The organism is Pseudarthrobacter linnaei (assembly GCF_055412825.1).
Map to the genome: position 1 here is coordinate 36,397 of NZ_JBVAYX010000014.1, position 18,268 is coordinate 54,664.

Genomic DNA, 18,268 nt, shown 5'->3' on the forward strand with positions numbered 1-18,268 from the left:
GACGTCCGTTCTTCAGTAGTGGTCTTTTCCCCGGTCCAGCCTAGGCTTGTGAGCCAGCTCTCACGGTTGTGCAAAAAGACCTATAGTCTTCAGCCATGAGACTTAATGCACCGAAGGCCCCGGCCCTGGACCCCCGTGGCTGCCGTGACTGCTGACGACGCCGAGCGGCCGGGTTTCGTCACCCTGGCGCAATTCCTGCGCCAGCTGCCGCCGGAGCTGTCGGTTCTGCACGACGGCGGCAACGGGGCGGAGCGGCTGCGCTGGGTGGAGCCGAGCGAGCTGGAGGACCCCACCCCGTACCTGCTCGACGGCGAGTTCCTGCTCACCGCCGGCCTCCCCTTCCTGGGCGATGGCGGCGCCCGGGACCCCGTGGAGGCCTATGTGCGGCGGCTGGTCGCGGCGCGCGTCTCCGCCCTGGGCTTCGGCCTGGAACCGTACTTCGACGCGGTGCCCGACGCCGTGGTGCAGGCCTGTCGGCGGCACAACCTGACCCTCGTGGCCGTGCCGAAGACCGTTCCCTTCGCCGCCGTCGGCCTGGCATTCTCTCAGTTGCTGGAATCGGACAACGCCACGACGTTCCGGCAACTCGCGGACACGAACCGGCAGCTCATGCGCGCCGTGCTGTCGGCAAGGCCCGAACACGAGCTCCTGGCCGCTCTCGTGCAGCGGGTTCCGGTCTGGGCGGTCCTGGTGGGCGCCGACGGGCGGATGCGTGCCCGCGGAACCGCCAGCGCAGCGGGAGCCAATTCCGCGCCGGGCGTGGACGCGGCAGCGCTGCAACCCCTGCTGGCAAGGCTGCTCTCCGGGAGCGGCCCGCGGGTGGAGCTGGACTCGTTCGGCACGGCAGGCTCGGCGCTGGTGTTCGGGTATCCCCTGCGCAGCACCCGGGACGCAAACCTGGGCGCCCTGGTCCTGGGCACCGACGCCCCGCTGACCCCGGCCCAGAACAGCGCCGTCTCCACCGCCGTCGGACTGCTGGAACTGCTGGTTCGCCAGCGCACCAGCGGCTCACTGGCCCCCAGCCAGCTGGCCACCGCGCTGCTGCTGCATCCGGACAGCCTGGTGTCCGGAGGCACCCGCCACGTCAACGGGCTCAAGGACCTGCTGGCGCAGAGCGTCTCCTCCACCCGGTCCGGGCAGCTGCGAGTGGTCCTGGGCATCCGCCCGGAGGCAGCCGGGACTCCGGACGCCCCGGCAGCCTCCGCAGTTCCGGCAGTGCCGGCAGGCACCACAGCCGCCCCAGGCCGCGCCGGCCCCGCCGGCCCCGCCGCCCGCGCCGGCCGTGCCGTCGCAAGTCCCGTGCGGGAGCTGCTGGAATGGCGCCGGATGTTCGACACCAAGCTGGTGGAGCTCACCGACTCCGGATTTGCCGCCATTACCCGGCTGAAGGTCGACGACACCCTGCTGGCCGGCGTGGAACGGCAGGGCTGGCGCCTCGTGATCGGGAGTGCCACCGAACTCTCCGGGCTCGCGGAGGCGTACCAGCGGGCCTGGTCCCTTCGCGGCCGGGTCGGGACCACCGGACGCAGCGTGCGGGTCGATGAGGTGACGTGGTCCGTGACCGGGCTGCTCGGCAAGGAGGCCGGCGCCATACTCGCCACCCGGCTGCTGGCCCCCTTGCTGGCGCTGGCACCGGAGCGGCGGGACGCACTGCTCGGCATCCTCAGTGCCTGGCTCAGCCAGAACGGCAGCTGGGATGCCACGGCGAAAGCCACCGGGCTGCACCGCAACAGCATCCGCCGGCAGATCGGATTGCTCGCGGAGCTGCTGGAGCTGGATCTCAACCAGGCGCAGGCCCGGGCCGAGCTCTGGATCGCCCTGCAGTACACGGATGAGCTGCCCGGGATGCCGGCGGCCCCGGCCGCGCCGGCCGCGCCGGAGACCCCGGAGGCCGGTGCCGGTCAGCTGCCCCAGGAACGGTAGACCTCCGGCCGGAGATCATCCAGGTACGCCACCTCGTGCCCGGCCGCACCCGGCTCCGGCAGCTCGGCGAACAGCAGTTCCGCCCCGGTGCCGGCCGCGGCCAGGAGCCCGCCGTCCGGGGCTGCGATGACGCTTCCGCCCAGGAATCCGCAGCCCTCCTCTGTCCCGCAGTGGTTTGCGTAGGCCACGGTCAGATGATTCTCCAGTGCCCGCGCCCGGATCAGCACCTGCGGCACTGCGTCGAATCCCTCCGCCAGGGCTGTCGGCACCAGCAGCAGTTCGGCGCCGCGCACCGCGGCGGCCCGAACGGCCTCAGGGAACTCCACGTCGTAGCAGATCACCAGTGAGGTCCTGACCCCGTGGAAGTCCACGACGCCGGGACTGGCCGCGGCGGGGACAAACGCCTGGCGTTCCTCCGGCCCGAAGAGGTGGACCTTGGCGTAGCTGAGCAGCTCGTCCCCGTTTTTGTCGACGAGGGTGGCCGTGATGTGCCATTCCCCCGCGGCGGTGACGGCGGGGAGGCTGTAGACGAGTGCAATACCGTTCCGGCGCGCCACGTCCGCCAGGGCCCGCCGGAGGGCGGGTAGCGCCGCGGGGTCAAGCTCCGCCCGCAGCCGCAGCGGCGCATATCCCACCGGGAAAAGCTCCGGGGTGAGGAGCAACTGCGCGCCGGCCGCGGCAGCCTTGCCGGCGGCGGCATCCACCGCAGCGCAGTTGGCGTCAACGTCCAGCACGGCGGCGTTCGCCTGCATCAGGGCCAGTAGCACCATTACCACCTCAGCATCCATAGGGCCCGCCCTTCGCGGCGGACTCGCATCTCCAGCGTAGCCATCCGCGAGCAACGCCGTACCGGTGCATTTCCGCCCGTCCGCGGGGGAAACGGGGCGGAATGCCCCGCGGGTCCCGGCAGACACGCCGCAAGGCCGCTCACCGGACCCGCCGGTCGATTTCCAGATCTGCCATGCGTTAATTTCTTGACTACAAAGCGCGGATGGGGCACTCTTCATTGCATGCCCTCACCAACGCGCTCAACGAGGAGCCGAACCAAAAACCCCGGATCGCAGTCCGCGCTCCGGCATCTGAACCAACAGCGGATCATTGAGTGCCTTCTCGCCGGGCCCTCCACGCAGGCGGAACTGGCACGGCAGACCGGCCTTTCCACGGCCACGGTCTCGAACATCGTCAAGATCATGCAGGACGCCGGGATGGCCTCCACCGAACCGATCACCAGCTCCGGCCGGCGCGCCCTGAACGTCCGGCTCAACAGCAACGGGGCCGTCGCCGTCGGCATTGACTTCGGCCGCCGGCACTTGCGCGTGGTCCTCGCCTCCCTGAGCTACCACGTCATCGCCGAGGATTCGGTCCTGCTCCCGCTGGGCCACCACGCTGAGGAGGGCATCACTGCCGCCGTCGGACTGCTCGACAAGCTTCTGGCCAGCAGCGGCGTGGAACGCAGCGCGGTTGTGGGCGCCGGCGTGGGCATTCCTGGCCCCATCGACCGCCGCACGGGGACGGTGGCGCAGGGTGCCATCCTGCCCGAATGGGTGGGCATCAACATCCTGCAACGCCTCGAGGAGACGCTGGAACTCCCGGTTTTCGTCGACAACGACGCCAACCTCGGCGCCCTGTCGGAGGTGACCTGGGGGCCCCACACCGGCATCAGCAACCTGTTGTTCCTCAAGATCGGATCCGGCATCGGCGCGGGGCTGATCCTGAACGGGGTGCCCTATTACGGCAACGTCGGGATCACCGGCGAAATCGGCCACGCGACCATCCATGAGCACGGGCTGGTCTGCCGCTGCGGGAACCGCGGGTGCCTGGAGACCATCGCTTCGACCACCACCATGATCGAGCTCCTGGGCCGCGGGGAGGACGCTCCACTCACCCCGGAGGACATCGTCCGCAAGGCCCTTGCCCGGGACTCCGCGACCCTGCGCGTGGTAGACGACGCCGGGCTCGCCGTCGGCCGTGCCCTGGGCAATGTGGCCAACCTGATCAACCCCGAAGTGATCGTGGTGGGCGGCCCGCTGGCGGGACTCGGCGAGCTGCTGCTGGACCCGATCCGGCGAGGCCTGGTCCGGCACGCCGTGCCCGTCATCGGCGAGACGACGACGCTCACGATGTCCTCCCTCGGGGACCGTGCCGAGGCCCTGGGCGCGACCGCTTTGGTCTTCCAGCACGCCGGAATCCGGCGCGACTAAGGTATTTGTTATCGGGCCGTTGCGTTAAAGACTTGACGACAAGGCCTGTGATCCAGTTTACTTTTCCATCAGACGACCCTGCGGTTTGCAGGGGCGGACAACGAAGTCATGCATTGGAGGCGTAAGGGCAGATGACGTCCCTCAACACGCACAGCGATCCGATAATTCTCGAGATGCGCTCCATCACCAAAGAGTTCCCCGGCGTTAAAGCATTGTCCGAGGTGAACCTGCGGGTCAAAGCCGGTGAGATCCACGCGATCTGCGGTGAGAACGGCGCCGGCAAGTCCACCCTCATGAAGGTGCTCTCCGGCGTTTACCCCTTCGGCAGCTATGACGGCGACATCGTGTACCAGAGCGAAGTCCAGCAGTTCAAGGACATCCGGGCCAGCGAGCACGCCGGCATCGTGATCATCCACCAGGAGCTCGCGCTGATCCCCGAGCTGTCCATCATGGAGAACATCTTCCTGGGCAACGAACCCACCAAGCGCGGCGTAATCGACTGGGCCGAGGCCCGGATCCGCTCCACCGAGCTGCTGGCACGGGTCGGACTCCGGGAGGACCCGGAGACCCCCATCAAGGAGATCGGCGTCGGCAAGCAGCAGCTCGTCGAAATCGCCAAGGCGCTGAACAAATCGGTGAAGCTGCTCATCCTCGACGAGCCCACCGCGGCCCTGAACGAATCCGACTCCCAGCACCTGCTGGACCTGATGCTCGGCCTGAAGGGCCGCGGCATCACGTCCATCATCATTTCCCACAAGCTGAACGAGATCGAGCAGATCGCGGACTCCATCACCATCATCCGCGACGGCAAATCGATCGAGACGCTGGACGTCAAGGCCGACGGCGTCGACGAGGACCGCATCATCAAGGGCATGGTGGGCCGGACCCTGGAATCCCGTTTCCCGGACCACGAGCCGAAGATCGGCGAGGTCTTCTTCGAGGTCAAGAACTGGAACGTGGGCCACCCGCAGGTCCAGGACCGCATGGTCTGCAAGAACTCCAACTTCTTCGTCCGCCGGGGCGAGATCGTCGGCTTCGCCGGGCTGATGGGCGCAGGGCGCACCGAGCTCGCCCGGTCCGTCTTCGGCCGGTCCTACGGCCGGTTCCTCTCCGGTCAGATCTACATGCATGGCAAGGAGGTCGACCTCAAGAGCGTCAAACAGGCGATCGACGCCGGACTGGGCTACGTCACCGAGGACCGCAAGTCCCTGGGGCTGAACCTGCTGGATGACATCAAGGCCACAACGGTCTCGGCCAACCTCAAAAAGGTCAGCAAGCACAACGTGATTGACGCCAACAAGGTGTTCACCGTCGCCGAGCAGTACCGCAAATCGTTGCGGACCAAAGCGCCGTCGGTGGAGGAAGGCGTGGCCAAGCTCTCCGGCGGCAACCAGCAGAAGGTGGTGCTGGCGAAGTGGATGTTCACCGACCCCGAGCTGCTGATCCTGGACGAGCCCACCCGCGGGATCGACGTCGGCGCCAAGTACGAGATCTACGGCATCATCCAGCAGCTGGCCAACCAGGGGAAGGGCGTCATCGTGATTTCCTCGGAGCTGCCCGAGCTGCTGGGCCTCTCGGACCGCATTTACACCATCTTCGAAGGCGCCATCACCGGCGTGCTCAACAAGGACGAAGCCAGCCAGGAAACCCTCATGAAACTCATGACTTCGGCCCGCAAGACCGCCTGACCGCTGTGGCCAACTGCTCCGAACACTGACGGAAACAAGGACTGAACAATGAACGCGCTCAAGAAGCTCTTTGGCGGCAACACCCGCCAATTCGGCATGATCTTCGCCCTGGTGGCCCTGATCATCTTCTTCCAGATTGCAACCGACGGCCGGACCCTCACCCCGGGCAACGTCATCAACCTCTTCAACGGCAACTCCTACATCCTGATCCTTGCCATCGGCATGGTCCTGGTGATCATTGCCGGCCACATCGACCTCTCCGTTGGTTCGGTAGCGGCGTTTGTGGGCGTTTGCGTGGCCCTCTTCATCCGGGACTGGGGCATCCCCTGGTACCTCGGAATCCTGATGGGGCTGCTGCTGGGCGTGCTGATTGGCGCCTGGCAGGGGTTCTGGACGGCGTATGTCGGCATCCCGGCGTTCATCGTCACGCTGGCTGGCATGCTCATCTTCCGCGGCGCCAACCAGTACGTTGGCAAGTCCAACACCATCCCGGTTCCCGCCGACTTCCAGAAGATCGGCTCCGGCTACTTGCCCGAAATCGGGCCGACCACCGGCTACAACAACCTCACCCTGCTGCTGGGCCTGCTCGGCGTCGCCTTTGTGGTCTTCAGTGAGATCCGCTCCCGCCGCAACGCCAAAGCCCTCGGCGCCGAGGTGCCCGAAGCCTGGGTCAGCATCACCAAGCTGGTCCTGATCTGCGGCGCCATCCTCTACGCGACCTACCTGTTCGCCACCGGCCGGCCGGGCACGTCCTTCCCGATCCCGGGCCTGATCCTGGCAGCGCTCGTGATCATCTACGGGTTCATCTCCTCCAAGACGGTCATCGGCCGCCACATCTACGCGGTCGGCGGCAACCGGCACGCCGCGGAGCTCTCCGGTGTGCAGTCCAAGAAGGTCAACTTCCTGGTGATGATGAACATGTCCGTCCTGGCCGGCCTCGCCGGCATGATCTTCGTCGGCCGTTCCACCGCCTCGGGCCCGTTCGACGGCGTTGGCTGGGAACTGGACGCCATCGCGGCCGTGTTCATCGGCGGCGCTGCGGTGACCGGCGGCGTCGGCACCGTGATCGGCTCGATCGTCGGTGGCCTGGTGATGGCCGTGCTGAACAATGGCCTGCAGCTGCTCGGCGTCGGCGCCGACCTGACCCAGATCATCAAGGGCCTTGTGCTCCTGATCGCCGTCGCCTTCGACGTCTACAACAAGTCCCAGGGCAAGAAATCCATCATCGGCCTGATGTTCAAGAACTTCGGCCGCAGCAGCGAGATGAAGCCCGACGAGACCACCTCCACCAAAGAGGTCATCTCCAGGGGCGTCTGATCCGCTCCCTGGTCCGTTTCCAGATCCGTTCCACCAGATTCTCCGCACACCATCTATAGAAAGTGAACCAAGCAATGCGACTGATTGGTAAAGCAGGAAAGGCAGCAGCAATTGCTGCTATTGCGGCACTGGCGCTGACAGCCTGCGGCCGCGCCGACACAGGGACCACCGGCGGTTCCACCACCGGCGGCGAAGCGTTCCCGAAGGACTCCCTGATCGGCGTCGCGCTCCCCCAGAAGACCAGCGAAAACTGGGTCCTGGCGGAGACGCTCTTCAACGACGGCCTCAAGAATGCCGGCTTCAAGCCGGATGTGCAGTTCGCCAACGGCGGCGTTTCGGAACAGCAGAACCAGATCAGCGCCATGATCACCAAGGGCGCCAAGGTCATCATCGTCGGCGCCATCGACGGTGCGCAGCTGGGTACCCAGCTGCAGCAGGCCAAGGAATCCGGCGCCACGATCATCGCGTATGACCGTCTGCTCCTGAACACCGCCAACGTGGACTACTACGTCGCCTACGACAACTTCAAGGTCGGTGAACTCCAGGGCCAGGCGCTGCTGGAAGGCATGAAGGCCAAGAAGCCGGCCGGACCGTACAACATCGAGCTCTTTGCCGGCTCCCCGGATGACGCCAACGCGAAGGTCTTCTTCGACGGCGCCATGAGCGTCCTGAAGCCGAAGATCGACGACGGCACCCTCAAGGTGCTGTCCGGCCAGACGACGTTCGAGCAGGCCGTCACCCAGGGCTGGAAGGCAGAGAACGCCCAGCGCCGCATGGACACCCTGCTCGCCGGGACCTACAGCACGGCAACGCTCGACGGCGTGCTGTCCCCGAACGACACCCTGGCCCGCGCGGTCATCACCTCGGTGAAGGCTGCCGGCAAGCCGATTCCGGTCGTCACCGGCCAGGACTCCGAAGTTGAGTCCGTGAAGTCGATCATGGCCGGGGAGCAGTACTCCACCATCAACAAGGACACCAGCAAGCTCGTCGAGCATGCCATCACCATGGTCAAGGACCTCCAGGCCGGCAAGACGCCTGAGGTCAACGACGACAAGTCCTACAACAACACGGTCAAGGTTGTCCCGGCGTACCTGCTGGAGCCGGTCATCGTGACCTCTGAGAACGTCAAGACGGCCTATGTCAACGATCCGGTACTCGGACCGCTGACCAAGTAGTTCGTTCACCGCACCACAAAGAGCCCCGGCTCCGCCTCCTGGCGGAGCCGGGGCTCTTTGCTGCCCACTCTTCCCGCGCAGCCCTTCACAGCAAATCCATAGCTCCGGACTGCGATCCGCACAGCGGCCCGTAACACTGTGGGAGCAAGCGCTGGCCATTCCGGCCGGCCGGAGATCCCTAGGAGTCACGTGAGCGTCCTTGCCCGGAGTATAGGCAACGCCTTCAGAAACAAGGTCAGAACAGCCGCCGTGGTGGCCGTGCTGGCAGTTGCCATCGGCCTCGCCCTGGCCATGCTGGTGGCCAACCAGGCGGTGGCCGGCAAGGTCGCCGAACTAAACGCCGCGGTGGGCACCGTCCTGACTGTCAACCCCGCCGGCGGCCAGGGCTTCGAGGGTGGCGGCGAGCCGCTGACCGCGGCACAGGCAATCACAGCCGCTGCGGTGCCCAACGTCAGCAGCGTAGTCGGCGCCGTGGCGCTGCGCCTGCGCAACACCACAGCAGCAGCCGGTCAGGCCGGCGGCGGGCAGGGCGGTCCCGGCGGGCAGGGCGGTCCCGGCGGGCAGGGCGGCCCCGGCGGGCAGTCAGCCACGACGGTGACCACCAGCCTCACGGCTGCCATCGACGCCGGCACGCTCGGCCGCCGCAACCAGAAATCGACCGGGACGGGCAGCACGGGTCAGGCGGCGCCTGCGTTCTCCCTCCCCATCACCGCTACCGGCATCGGCGCCGAGGTGGACGCCGCAGGCAAGGCCCTGGAACTGACGCAGGGAGCGGGTCTGGGCGACTACAACGCCGAATCCACGGGCGCACTTCTGGGTACCACCCTGGCTGAGAAGAACGGCCTGAGCGTAGGCTCGACGTTCACCGTCAAGGACCAGAGCTTCACCGTCGCGGGCCTGTTCGACGCCGGCACCGCCTTCGGCAACAACGCCCTGTACATGACGTTGCCGACTGCCCAGACCATTGCGGCCCTGCCCGGGGAACTGTCCACGATGATCGTGACCGTGGATTCCATGGAAAACGTCGACGCCGCCAAGACGGACCTGCAGGCGGCGCTCGGCACCGATGCCGCCGATGTCAGCCAGGGCGAGCGGAACATCGAGACCGCGGTCAGCTCGCTGGGCAGTGTCAAGAACATCTCCTTCATCGCCTTTGTCGCAGCACTGGGAACCGCGGGCCTGATCGTCCTGCTGATCATGGTCATGCTGGTCCGTGAGCGTCGCCGGGAAATCGGCGTGCTCAAGGCCATCGGCGCCCCCAACCGCACCATCGGCCTGCAGTTTGTGCTCGAGGCCCTCGTGCTGGTGGCCCTCGGCAGCGTGGTGGGTGCCGCCGTCGCGTCCTTTGCCAGCGGCGGCATAGCCACTGCCCTCATGAGTTCCAACTCATCCCCCGCTACGGCGGCGACCACCGGCCAGCGCGGCGGCGGCCCCGGCGGCGGCGGCCCCGGCGGCGGCGGGTTCCCCGGCGGCGGTGCCGGCGGCCCCTTCGGCGGTGCCGACCAACTGCTGACCTCCGTGACTGCCAGCGCTTCCCCCGGCGTCATTGCTACCGGAATCGCCGCGGTGTTCGGCGTCGCCATCATTGGGGCGCTCGTCCCGGCCCTGCTCACTGCCCGCATCCGCCCCATCGAAGTCCTCCGAGGAGAGTAGCCATGATCGAAGTCAAAAACCTGGTCCGCGTTTTTAAGACCGGTGACAAAACCATCAAGCCGGTCAACGACGTCAGCTTCGAACTCGAGCAGGGCACACTCGCCTCGATCGTGGGCAAGAGCGGCAGCGGCAAGAGCACCCTGCTGTCCCTGCTCGGCGCGCTGGACAAGCCCACCAGCGGCGACGTCCTGGTGGACGGCGTGAGCCTGGCCGGCATGCCGGACGGCAAGCTGACCCAGTATCGACGCCGGGACATCGGCTTCGTGTTCCAGCAGTTCAATCTGATCCCCAACCTCTCCGCAGTGGACAACGTCATGCTGCCGATGGAGTTCGCCGGAATCCGGAAGGCTGCGCGCCTGGCGCGTGCCCGGGTGCTGCTGGAGCAGGTGCAGCTCGACCCGGACAAGCATGTGCGGCGCATTAACCGGCTCTCCGGCGGTGAGCAGCAGCGCGTGGCCATCGCCCGGGCGCTGGCCAACGAGCCCAAACTGATCCTCGCCGATGAGCCCACCGGCAACCTGGACGAACAGACCGGTCAGCACATCATCGAGCTCCTCAGCTCTCTCAGCCGAGACCACAACACCACCATCCTCGTGGTCACCCACGACCGGTCCCTGGCCAATAAGACCGACCGGCGGTTCCGGCTCCAGCAGGGCCGGCTGACCGAGGAGGCAGCACGGACGCGGGTAGCGGCAGACGCTCCCGCGTAACGCCTCACCCGGGTGAGAAGATGACTCCATGACCGCCCACATCGCCACACCCTGGCTGTTCAGCCAGCCGGACCCCGACCCCCGAACTGCCACCGGCGCCAGGCTGCGATGGGGTGTCATCGCCACGGGAGGCATCGCGGCGTCCGTGACCCGCGATCTGGAGCTCCTCGCCGACGCCGAGCTTTACGCGGTCAGTTCGCGCACCCAGGCGGCAGCAGACGCGTTCGCCGCGGATTTCGGCTTCGCCCGCGCGTACGGGGACCACAACGGGCAGACCGGCTATCAACGCCTGCTCGCCAATGGCGACGTCGACGTCGTGTACGTCGCCACGCCGCACGCCCACCACCACGAAATCGCGCTGGCGGCCCTGACTGCCGGCAAGCACGTCCTGTGCGAGAAGGCGCTCACCGTCAATGCGCGGGAGGCCTCCGAGCTGGTATCGCTGGCGCGGGCCAAGGGCCTGTTCCTGATGGAGGCCATGTGGAGCCGCTTCCTGCCGAGCATGCAGCGGGCCTTCGAGATCGCCGCTTCCGGCGAGATCGGCGAGGTCAAGTGGGTAGGGGCGGATTTGGGCTTCCCGGCGCCGTATTCTCCCACTTCACGCCTTTGGGCCCCGAAGGATGGCGGCGGCGCGCTGCTGGACCTCACGGTGTACCCGCTACTCTGGGCACTGGGTACCCTGGGTTTCCCACAGACCGTCAGCGCCACCGGCTGGCTGAACGACGACGGCGTGGACGCCCAGAACGCGCTGACCCTCGGCTACCACCATGGCGCCCAGGCGCAGCTGACCTCGTCGCTGCTGGCGCACGGCCCCAGGACGGCCACCGTGGCCGGCAGCCAGGGGTTCCTGCAGGCCATCGGCTCGATCAACAACCCCAAGGAGCTCCACGTACGGGTCGGCTTCGACGAGACCCGCAGCGAGTCCTTCGACGTCGTCGGCCGGGGCTACAGCTATGAACTGCGCGAGGTGACCCGCTGTATCCAGCACGGGCTCACCGAGAGCCCGGTGATGCCGCTCGAGGACTCCCTGAACACCATGCGGCTGTTCGACGGAGTGCGCGCCCAGTTGGGTGTCAGCTACCCGAACGACGCGCGGTGACGGGAGTTTAGCCGCGTGAATCCGCCCAAAGTTACTTTCGGCTCTGGACTCGCCCCCGCGCGCGGACTTACCCTATAGGGAACCGTCGAGCTTCGGGAAATGGGGTGTGCGCGTGGACCCAGCATCAGTGCCGACGCGCCCGCGCCGTCCGCTCCGGCGGGTAATCCTTGGCGGCGCCGCCGGACTCGCCTGGCTGGCCCTCTCTGCGTCGGCCGCTTGCGCAGACGAAACCGCCGCCGCCGCGCCCCCGGCCGACGTCACCGTCGCCGGACCCATCACCTTCACGGCCACCGTCCCCACGCCGGCATTTGGCGTGCAGCCGACGGCGGCGGTCGTCGAACCCACCGTAGCGGCCGGCCTCACGCCCGGGGGAACGCCTTGGGCAACAGTTCCGGCCCCGGCAATCACCGGGGAGCCGGCGCCGGACCCCGCCGACCCGGCGACGTCGCTCCTCCCCGCCGAGCCCGCTGTTCCCGCTCCGGCACCCGCCCTGGCGACGGCCCCGCCGGCACCCGAACCGGCGACCGAGCCTGTCACCAACCCCACCCCGACTGGTTCCGGCCCGACGCCCTCGCCGGCCCCGGACCCGGCAGTGACGTATCCGGCGTCCGCGCCGGACCCAACCGCGCCCCCCGTCAGTCCCGAGCCGACACCGACCGTCACTGACCCGGCCACCACCCCAACGCCGCCGACCCCTGATCCGTCGCCCGCAACGGCACCCACGCCCTCGCCCACCGCAACGGCACCCACGCCCTCGCCCACCGCAACGGCACCCACGCCCTCGCCCACCGCAACGGCACCAGCCGACCCGGTGACGACGGACCCGCCGACGGCAGGACCCACGCTGACGGACGCGGTTCCACCGACCGAACCGGCGGTTCCTGATCCGGCGCTCATTGACGAGGCGCCCCCGGTCGTGCTGGCCCAGGACCCGGTACCCACCGCGGAACCGGACGTCCCGGCAGACTGCAACGTCACCGAGGATCGCCTGACTGCGCTGCAGGAACCCGCGCCCGCACCCGGCATCGAGGTCATCGGCGCCCCGCTGTACCTCCCGGCTCCGGACACCGCTGTCCGGCCGAGAGCGGACGGGCAGCAAACGGGGAGCGCCCCCCCGGCAGGAGCCACCCCGGAAGGCACCGTGCCGCCAGCACCTGCCGGCGACGACAGCCCCACACCCTGGCCTAACGGGACGGGTCTGCCCGCTCCCGATGCCCTGCCCGCGGCGCCCGGCTCTGGATCCGGAAATACCGCCTCCGCCGGCGGACCCGCCGGTGGGGCCGCCTGGCTCCCCAGCGCATATCTGGTCATTCCCACAGCCGGCGCTGACGCTATCCGTGGTCCGCTGCAGCACGTGCACTCAGCCGTCGCCGCTGACCCCGGTTCATCTCCTGACTAGTTAGCCGTCTCTGCCCTCCACAGAGCACGGCCAATCGGGCTGCCTTGCGCGCCCGCCAACAGTCATTCAGGAGATCCCCAATGGACGGCACCGCACGCTGCCGGTATTCCGGCGCCCCGTTTTGCCCTCTCGCTTCGCCCACCAAGCAACCAACGCTTTCAGCGCCCGCGGCGTTGCACGCTGTCCCGCCCCGCCCCGCCGGATCCACCGCGCTTCGCGAACCGTCCCCGCACAACCAGGTACGCCCGCCCAGGCGCCGCTCCCGCTCCCGCTAAGGTCTTGTGAGGCCGGAGTGAGGTCGTTGGGTCCGCTGGGGGACTCAACGGCGTCGCAGGCTCCGGAAAGCATTCCGTCGTTGGGTCCGCTGGGGGACCCAACGGCGTCGCAGGCTCCGGAAACGCAATCCGGTCGTTGGGTCCGCTGGGGGACCCAACGGCGCCGCAGGCTCCGGAAACGCAATCCGGTCGTTGGGTCCGCTGGGGGACCCAACGGCGTCGCAGGCTCCGGAAACGCAATCCGGTCGTTGGGTCCGCTGGGGGACCCAACGGCCTAACAGAATGCGCTAGTCCACCGCTCTGCGGCCGTCGGTCCGCGGAGGCATTGCGAGGGACCCATACCCGTCCCGGTATCATTCTTCAGGGGCGCCGCCGTGGCGCACGGGGAAGGAACGGGGACATCGTGGACAGTACTTCGCCCAATAGCGGCACGGCAGAGCTCTTGAGCGGCCGCTACCGGTTGGGGGAAGTGATCGGCCGGGGCGGAATGGCGTCCGTCTACAGCGCCAGGGACGTGAACCTCGGCCGCGACGTGGCTCTCAAGCTCTTTGCCCCGCACTCCGCCGATCCTGACGAAGTCAGGCGGCAGGAAGCCGAAATTGGACTCCTGGCAACCCTTAACCACCCGAGCCTGGTGACCCTGTTCGACGCCGGCACGGACACCCGCATCCCGGATGAACCCCGGCCGTTCCTGACCATGGAACTGGTGGACGGTCAGGACCTCCGGGCCAGGATCCGGCACAGTCCGTTGCCGCTGGCCGATATCGCGGTCATCGGAGCCGGTGTGTCGGACGCCCTGGCCTACGTGCATTCGCTCGGCATCGTCCACCGGGATATCAAGCCGGCAAACATCCTGCTCGTTCCGGTCCGCCCCGGGGAGCCCCTGCGGCCGAAGCTCACCGACTTCGGGATTGCACGCATGATGGACGGCACCCGGCTGACCGCGACCGGCACCATGGTGGGGACCGCCGCGTACTTGAGTCCGGAACAGTCCCGCGGAGCGGAGCTCGGTCCGGCAACCGACATTTACTCCCTGGGGCTGGTCCTGCTCGAGTGCATCAAGGGAGAGCTCGAGTACCCCGGCAGTGCCGTGGAATCCGCCGTCGCGAGACTGCACCGGGTCCCGGCCGTCCCCGCTTCGGTGCCCGTCGAATGGGCCAAGCTGATCCGGGCCATGACAGCGCTGGATCCCCTGGACCGTCCCTCCGCCGCGGACCTCGAAGTGGCGCTGCGGCGTGCCTTGGTCTCGTCCGAGTCACTCCCCGGTCTCCTAGCCGAAGAACGCACCCGAGTGCTGCCGGTCCCGCCGGTCCGTCCCCCGCTGCTGTCCTCGCTCGGACCAGGCGCCAACCCGGCGACGCTTGCCATGCCCGTTGGTGACGCTGCTGCCGCCACCGGCAACGGCGGCCGTGCCAGCACCGGTACCCGGGCCGGGTACCAGCTGGACCCGGACGCGGTTGCCGCCCCGCGGGCAGACCGCGGCACCTGGCTGTCCCGGACCGCCTCGCGCTTCCAGCGGGCCGGCCGACGCACCCAGATCCTGCTGTCCCTCGCGCTCCTGGCGCTCCTGACAGGTGCCGTCACGGCTGCCGTCGCCCTGGCAGCGCCTGTTCCACCCGCCGTCGTCCCCTATCCGGCCGTGACCGGGGACCTGGGGCAGCACCTGCAAGAGCTCCAGAAGAGTGTGGAACCATGAACCTGACCACCCAGCCGGCCCAGCGTGCCTGGTCCCTATCCCGTCCGCGCCGCACCCGTCTGCTCCTCGCGGGTTGGGTCCTCGGCACGGCGCTGCTCACCGGCACCTTGTCCGGTTGTGCACCGGCGCCGGAGCTGGACGGCACTGCCGCCCGGGAACTTCAATCCCAGGTCCTTGCCGTGACCGAGGCCGCCGCCGCCAATGATCCGGCCGCGTCGCTGAAACACCTCGACGAGCTCGTACGGAAGTTGGACGAAGCGGCCGCCCGTGGCGAGGTGTCCTTTGTGCGGCTTCAGAACATCCGGAAGTCCGTCGATACTGTCCGCATGGACCTCAACGCCCGTCAGGCCGAAGCCGACGCGGCCCGCGCTGCCGCCGAACAGGAAGCGGCAGCACAGGCCGCGGCGGCCGCCGCCCAGGCCGAAGCCGACGCCGCAGCCGCGGCCTCCCCGCCCGCCGTCGCGCCGCCGGCCGACAAGGGCAAGGGCAAGGGCAAGGGCAAGGACGACGACGATTAGGGCCGTGCCGAACCTCTAACGAGCCGAAGGAGGGAGGGCCCCATGGGATCCTCCCTCCTTTGTCACGTGCCTTCGGGCCTTCGCCTCCGACCGCAGGGTCGTCAGGTAGGGGGTCGTTAAATGCTAGACCCCGCTGGCCGGGAAGCGTTCCCAGGCCCGGTGCGCAGCGAGCAGCCCCGTGAGCTGCCCCACGACGTCGTCAGGCCCGTCCCCGAGGGCGATGCCCGCAGCGTCCGGCGGGATGCTCGCCCCGTCCAGGCACGTGACGGCCGGGCCCCAGCCGCCGATTGCCTTGGCGTGCCGGAACATCTCCGACAGCAGCAGCACAACACGGGGATCAAGCGACGCCCCCGGCTCGCCGGCCTTGGCGTCCCGTCCCTGCGCGGCGTCTGCCGCCGGCGCGCCCGAGGCGGCGACCAGGACCGCGTCGAACTCCGTCGAGCGGGCGGTGAGGTAGGTCCGCTGGACCGGGATGCCGCCGTCGGCCCCGCCGAGGAAGCCTCCGGCCGGAGCGATCACGAGCGGTACGATCCCGGCTGCGTCCAGGGCGGCCCGCGCGGCCCGGACAGCGTCCAGGTCGCTGTCCTCGTCGGCGATGATTCCCACCACCCGGCCGGCCACCGGCCAGGAACCTCCCATCTGGGAGACCGCCGGGCTCGGGGCGGTGTCTTCCACCTGTTCACTGGCCTGCGGGGCCGGCATGCCGAGCCCGGAGGCCACAGCTGCGCACAGGGCGGGGTCGATGTTGGCCAGCGCCAGCAGCTGCCGCTGGCGGACGGCCTCCTCGCGGCACTTCCCCAGTTCGAAGGTGTACGCCTGGATAACATGGTCCTGCTCCACCGGGGCAAGGCTGCGGAAGAACAGCCGCGCCTGGCTGTAGTGGTCATCGAAGGATGCGGGCGACTTCCGCTCCTTGACCGCGGCAGCGAGTTCTTCCGGGACGTCGATGAACGCCCCAAGGTCGGCGCCGGCCAGGAACGGGCACCCGCCGTCGAGCGAGTTCGGGTGGTACGGCGCCGCTCCCCCGTGCACCGCCGTCTGGTGCATGCCGTCGCGCAGCATGTCGTTGACGGGCGCGTGCGGCCGGTTGATCGGTAGTTGGCTGAAATTGGGGCCCCCGAGCCGGCTGATCTGGGTGTCGATGTAGGAGAACAGCCGGACCTGCAGCAGCGGATCGTTGGTCACGTCGATGCCCGGGACGAGGTGGCCGGGGTGGAAGGCGATCTGCTCGGTTTCGGCGAAGTAATTCACCGGATTGGCGTTCAGGGTCATGATGCCGATCGGCTGCACGGGTGCCAGTTCCTCCGGGACGAACTTCGTGGGATCGAGCAGATCAATCCCCTCGAAGAACTCCTCCTCGGTGTCCGGGAAGACCTGCACGCCCAGTTCCCACTGCGGGAAGGCGCCGGCCTCGATCGCGTCCGCGAGGTCCCGCCGGTGGAAATCCGGGTCCATGCCGTTGATCAGCTGGGCTTCCTCCCAAAGCAGTGAATGCACGCCCTGCTTCGGCTTCCAGTGGAACTTCACCAGGCTGGTCGCGCCCTCGCCGTTGACAAGGCGGAAAGTGTGGACGCCGAAGCCCTCCATGGTCCGGTAGGAGCGCGGGAGGGCACGGTCGGACATGTTCCACATGGTGTGGGCCTGGGCTTCGGTGTGCAGCGAGACGAAGTCCCAGAAGGTGTCATGGGCGCTCTGGGCCTGCGGAATTTCGCGGTCCGGGTGCGGCTTGGCGGCGTGGATGATGTCCGGGAACTTGATGCCGTCCTGGATGAAGAAGACCGGGATGTTGTTGCCGACGAGGTCGAAGGTGCCCTCGTCGGTGTAGAACTTGGTGGCGAAGCCGCGGGTGTCCCGGACGGTGTCGGCGGAGCCGCGGGAGCCCAGGACGGTGGAGAAGCGGACGAAGACGGGCGTCTCGGCGTCCTTGGCCAGGAACCCGGCGCGGGTGATATTTGACGCCGAACCGTAGGACCGGAAGACGCCGTGGGCTCCGGCGCCGCGGGCGTGGACCACACGTTCCGGGATGCGTTCGTGGTCGAAGTGGGTGATCTTCTCACGCAGGTGGTGGTCCTGGAGCAGCACCGGGCCGCGCCGTCCGGCCTTCAGCGAGTGGTCCGTGTCGGAGAGCCGGAGCCCCTGGGCCGTGGTCAGGTAGGCACCGGACTGCGCGCGCGAGTTCACCGGGGCGCCGGTGGGGCTGCCGGTCGGCGACACGGCCTCGGGCCCCTGCTGGTCAGGCTTGGGCGGAAGCGGTTCCCGCGGTGTGGTGGGCTCCTGAAGCGCGGGCGGTTCCACGGACACTGCACCGGGGATCTGGATGTTGCGCTCTGCTGGCATGCGACGACTCCTCAGGGTAGGCAATCCTTGGCCCCGCACCGGCGGCCCTGTGGCGCGCCAGCCGAAACTAAGCGTGCTTAGTACCCTAAGTGATGGCGCCGGCCCAGGCAACTGCCATCCGGTGGCCGGGCCCGGAAAACGCCAAACGGCGCACCGGGAATCTCCGGTGCGCCGATTGGGGTAACGCCATTCTTGGTAATGCGCCTCCTGGGCAAACCACGGCCGGCAGGACGCCGGCCCGTGGACCTAGCCTGGGCAAACGATGGCCGGCAGGACG

At 68.3% G+C, this 18,268-nt stretch carries 13 protein-coding genes; 11 read left to right on the plus strand and 2 right to left on the minus strand.

The annotated features are described in order from the left end of the window. Window positions 1–105 precede the first annotated feature (105 nt). Window positions 106–1,923 carry a PucR family transcriptional regulator ligand-binding domain-containing protein gene (locus tag ACZYZ3_RS13175; RefSeq protein ID WP_463964263.1) on the plus strand — a complete coding sequence of 606 codons (1,818 nt, stop codon included), beginning with the start codon at window positions 106–108 and terminating at the stop codon, window positions 1,921–1,923. Here the strand turns inward: ACZYZ3_RS13175 and ACZYZ3_RS13180 are convergent. Next, window positions 1,902–2,711 (minus strand): nitrilase-related carbon-nitrogen hydrolase, encoded by an 810-nt coding sequence (locus tag ACZYZ3_RS13180; RefSeq protein ID WP_463964264.1) that lies wholly within the window; start codon window positions 2,709–2,711, stop codon window positions 1,902–1,904. The two genes, ACZYZ3_RS13175 and ACZYZ3_RS13180, sit on opposite strands and share 22 nt — an antisense overlap. A gap of 222 nt (window positions 2,712–2,933) precedes the next feature. On the opposite strand from ACZYZ3_RS13180, the gene ACZYZ3_RS13185 reads away from it, so the two are divergent. From ACZYZ3_RS13185 to ACZYZ3_RS13230, 10 genes are all read left to right on the plus strand, one after another. Beyond that, window positions 2,934–4,124, plus strand: coding sequence for an ROK family transcriptional regulator (locus tag ACZYZ3_RS13185; protein WP_463964265.1), 1,191 nt, complete (start codon window positions 2,934–2,936; stop codon window positions 4,122–4,124). 131 nt (window positions 4,125–4,255) lie between these two features. Next, on the plus strand, window positions 4,256–5,812 hold the full coding sequence (mmsA, locus tag ACZYZ3_RS13190; protein ID WP_463964266.1) for a multiple monosaccharide ABC transporter ATP-binding protein: 1,557 nt from the start codon (window positions 4,256–4,258) through the stop codon (window positions 5,810–5,812). 48 nt (window positions 5,813–5,860) lie between these two features. Then, complete coding sequence (gene mmsB, locus ACZYZ3_RS13195; protein ID WP_463964267.1) at window positions 5,861–7,129, plus strand: multiple monosaccharide ABC transporter permease; 1,269 nt, start codon at window positions 5,861–5,863, stop codon at window positions 7,127–7,129. 74 nt (window positions 7,130–7,203) lie between these two features. Next, on the plus strand, window positions 7,204–8,304 hold the full coding sequence (locus ACZYZ3_RS13200; RefSeq protein ID WP_463964268.1) for a substrate-binding domain-containing protein: 1,101 nt from the start codon (window positions 7,204–7,206) through the stop codon (window positions 8,302–8,304). Between the two features lie 189 nt (window positions 8,305–8,493). Next, entirely contained in the window at window positions 8,494–9,957 is a 1,464-nt protein-coding gene (locus tag ACZYZ3_RS13205; RefSeq protein ID WP_463964269.1) for an ABC transporter permease, read from the plus strand. Window positions 9,958–9,959: 2 nt separating this feature from the next. Beyond that, window positions 9,960–10,667 (plus strand): ABC transporter ATP-binding protein, encoded by a 708-nt coding sequence (locus ACZYZ3_RS13210; protein WP_463964270.1) that lies wholly within the window; start codon window positions 9,960–9,962, stop codon window positions 10,665–10,667. Between the two features lie 28 nt (window positions 10,668–10,695). Continuing rightward, a complete protein-coding gene (locus ACZYZ3_RS13215) occupies window positions 10,696–11,766 on the plus strand; it encodes a Gfo/Idh/MocA family protein (RefSeq protein ID WP_463964271.1) in 1,071 nt (356 codons plus the stop codon). A gap of 112 nt (window positions 11,767–11,878) precedes the next feature. Next, on the plus strand, window positions 11,879–13,165 hold the full coding sequence (locus tag ACZYZ3_RS13220) for a hypothetical protein (protein WP_463964272.1): 1,287 nt from the start codon (window positions 11,879–11,881) through the stop codon (window positions 13,163–13,165). A gap of 678 nt (window positions 13,166–13,843) precedes the next feature. Continuing rightward, complete coding sequence (locus ACZYZ3_RS13225; protein WP_463964273.1) at window positions 13,844–15,136, plus strand: serine/threonine-protein kinase; 1,293 nt, start codon at window positions 13,844–13,846, stop codon at window positions 15,134–15,136. After that, on the plus strand, window positions 15,133–15,654 hold the full coding sequence (locus ACZYZ3_RS13230) for a mucin-associated surface protein (protein WP_463964274.1): 522 nt from the start codon (window positions 15,133–15,135) through the stop codon (window positions 15,652–15,654). Before ACZYZ3_RS13225 ends, ACZYZ3_RS13230 begins: the two co-directional genes overlap by 4 nt. 123 nt (window positions 15,655–15,777) lie before the next feature. Here ACZYZ3_RS13230 and ACZYZ3_RS13235 read toward each other — a convergent pair whose 3' ends face one another. Beyond that, window positions 15,778–17,991: a catalase gene (locus tag ACZYZ3_RS13235; protein WP_463964275.1), complete on the minus strand. Its 2,214-nt coding sequence runs from the start codon at window positions 17,989–17,991 to the stop codon at window positions 15,778–15,780. Window positions 17,992–18,268: the final 277 nt, after the last annotated feature.